Below are 2,603 nucleotides of genomic sequence, written 5' to 3' on the forward strand. Positions count from 1 at the left end.
TTTGCTGTCCAATCCCATCCGAAACCTCCGTCCAAGCCGGAGGCTTCTTTCGCACGTTCATTCGAATTCTGAAGCAAGGGTATCGGCTTCGCGCTTACGGTCATCCGCGCAGAGGGTTGAATTGCTGGTCGGCATCGTGAGGTCCTCCCCAGGCGGCGCAGGAGAGGTTTGTGCCCGTTAAGAGCGGCGCCGGCCGGCGTGTCGCGCCCTTGGGTTCCTGAGATGATCAGAGCGGCCTGTCCCGTTGCGCAATGCAGCTTACATGGGGACGTCAATTGTCGCACATCTGTGTCGACGAGCCTGGATTTGCACGGGGTTCGCCAGCATAGGCGGGCCGGTGCTCACGAAGCTGGGGCATGAAAGCAACAGTCCACAACACGTTGCACCAGCGCACCACTGTTAATTTGCGCGATCGGGACGATTCAGGCCTGCTCTCTGCAACGAACCTAGTAGCTGCGGGGGATGACAATGACTGTCACGCGTGCGATTGGCGCTGCTGCCTTGTTTCTGATGACGCTTAGCTCTGAAGCCTATGCTGCGCGCCAGCACAGACCGGGAGAGCGGATTTCTTGCTCAGAGGTCAAATACTACGTTGCTAAGTATTCGGCGGCCCTGGCTGAGATGTATGCCCGTAATCACGGGGCCACCGGCGCCCAGATCGAGCGGGCGCGGCGTTGCTTGGCCTCGAATGAGGCTGCCGAAACAGGGCAACGCAGGTCCTATAGCGAATGAGCATGACGCAGCCTTCGTAATAAAGCGCGCTGGCCGGGGATATCCTGCAAGGTCAGGGCTGTACGCCTACCCGCGGTCGCAGCTGACGATCGAAGTTAGCTGATTGCCTTGCACGCGCAGATAGGCCTTCCGACTAGTGGCCAGGCGAGCGCGCGATTGCACACTCGCACGGAGGCCGCTCCGCAGTCATGTCCTCCTCCGCTCATCGCATGCTGATTCCCAATCATCGGTGTCGGGCCATATCCTCTTATCGCTCCAATTTGGTGCCAAAGGCTGTCGCAGCAATTGCACGCTCGACCTCGGAAGCCAACACGCTCAGATGATCGGCAAGCCTCGCGAACAACTCTCGTTTTTGCAGGTCGGTGGCCAGATCGCTGATCGATTTGCAGTCGGCTGCGGCTTTGAGGAGGTTCTCCAGCTGCTCTTGCATGTCTCTCATCGTCTGTGTGCCCCAAAGGCACCCTCGGCTTCATTCAGTTGAACTGATTGAGGCGTACGTGAGCTCCCGTCGATCCATTTCCGAACGGAGCGATTCAGCATAGGTGCGCAGATTGTCGCCAACAACGCGGGAGCGTCCGCCATTTGCGCGATCAGCCAACACCTGTCGCCGCACGCTTTCCCAAAGAGACAATAAGGTCTGATCTTTCGTTTGAAAAGGTCATCCACAGGCCTCCAGTACATGGCGCGCCGATAGTACGCGTACCTCATGAGCGGGATTGTTCGGTTGCGGACATTGCCGTGGAGAAGCTAGGCGCCCGTTGCACATTGGCCACATCGTCCATGTTCGGGATAACGGGCTATCACGCCGAAAGGCGCGATGGTTTGCGGCATCCCCCCGTTTCAGTTACTACGTCGGCAGAACCAAAGCGCGAGACCGGGCTGCATTCATAGAGAAGATCCCCTCGATTTCGAGACGCATGGTATCGTGGCATTCGCACGCCACCGCTGCGAGCCGCAATGGGTCAATCTCGATTTCTCCTCGCCGTTCAGATCTGATCGCTCCGGAAGCGCGCAGGTTGCGCATCAGGAGCGTCACTGTCGTTCGTCGCACACCCAGTATTTGCGAAAGCGCCTCTTGGGTGAGTGCGAGGACGTCGTGGTCGGCGCGGTCGCGAAGATGGAGCAGCCAGCGTGCCATGCGGGCTTGGGCCGGATGCAGAGCATTGCAGGCGCCGCCGATTTGTAGCTGTATCAGCATCGCTTTGAAATGAATCTGGACTGCGTGGCGGATCGCGGCGCTTCGGCTAAAAGCGGCGTGGAATCGCGATGCGGGGATCCGCGAGGCGATGCCCGCGGCACGAACGACGGCGGTAACGGCCGAAGGGGACGGCCCCAGCACGGAAAGAGTGCCTACTGCTCCCTCGCGCCCTATTGCGGCGCTGGCGACCGTCTGTCCGTTGGCCATGTCGATCATCACAGAAATGGCGCCACTATGAGGAAAGAGGACGTGCTCGGTCTGGTCACCCGCCTGCGAGACGACCGCATCCCGATCGAGCGCTACCATCTCTAGCTCGGGCGCCAGCAGTTCGAGGTCCGCCGCCGGCAGTGTTGCCAGAAGTCGGTTGCCAATTTCGGCGGGAAGCGTCACTGCGGCCTACCTCGAACGATCCGCCGCATCGCATTTCGAGCGTCATAGGGCGGCCAACTCGAACTTTGTTTGAATCCGCCTACGCCTCGCGCCCCGAAGTCCAATTCAGCTGCGGAAGCTCTCAATCTCAAAAACTCCAACCACACGCGCCTCGGAGGCGAATTGTTGTCTCTCAGGATGATTTAGGAGTTAGGTCCCAGCGCCCCGCTGCACAATTGCGAAATGCGCATGGGTAACACCATAGGGAGTTTCGCTTTCCGGGACGCGGCAAGCGCTGCGGCGA

At 59.7% G+C, this 2,603-nt stretch carries 3 protein-coding genes; 1 reads left to right on the forward strand and 2 read right to left on the reverse strand.

The window, feature by feature from the left end; genetic code table 11:
• Window positions 1-468: 468 nt before the first annotated feature.
• Window positions 469-732, forward strand: coding sequence for a hypothetical protein (locus IVB42_RS20185; protein ID WP_007592736.1), 264 nt, complete (start codon window positions 469-471; stop codon window positions 730-732).
• Between the two features lie 247 nt (window positions 733-979).
• Here IVB42_RS20185 and IVB42_RS20190 read toward each other — a convergent pair whose 3' ends face one another.
• Together IVB42_RS20190 and IVB42_RS20195 are read right to left on the reverse strand one after the other, a co-directional pair.
• The gene (locus tag IVB42_RS20190) at window positions 980-1,162 is read right to left on the reverse strand and encodes a hypothetical protein (protein ID WP_085350878.1); all 183 of its coding nucleotides are present in this window, start codon (window positions 1,160-1,162) and stop codon (window positions 980-982) included.
• A 417-nt stretch (window positions 1,163-1,579) separates the two neighbouring features.
• Window positions 1,580-2,320, reverse strand: coding sequence for a Crp/Fnr family transcriptional regulator (locus IVB42_RS20195; RefSeq protein ID WP_085386237.1), 741 nt, complete (start codon window positions 2,318-2,320; stop codon window positions 1,580-1,582).
• Between the last annotated feature and the right edge of the window lie 283 nt (window positions 2,321-2,603).

It is taken from the genome of Bradyrhizobium sp. 45 (genome assembly GCF_023073155.1).
Taxonomy (GTDB): domain Bacteria; phylum Pseudomonadota; class Alphaproteobacteria; order Rhizobiales; family Xanthobacteraceae; genus Bradyrhizobium; species Bradyrhizobium canariense_D.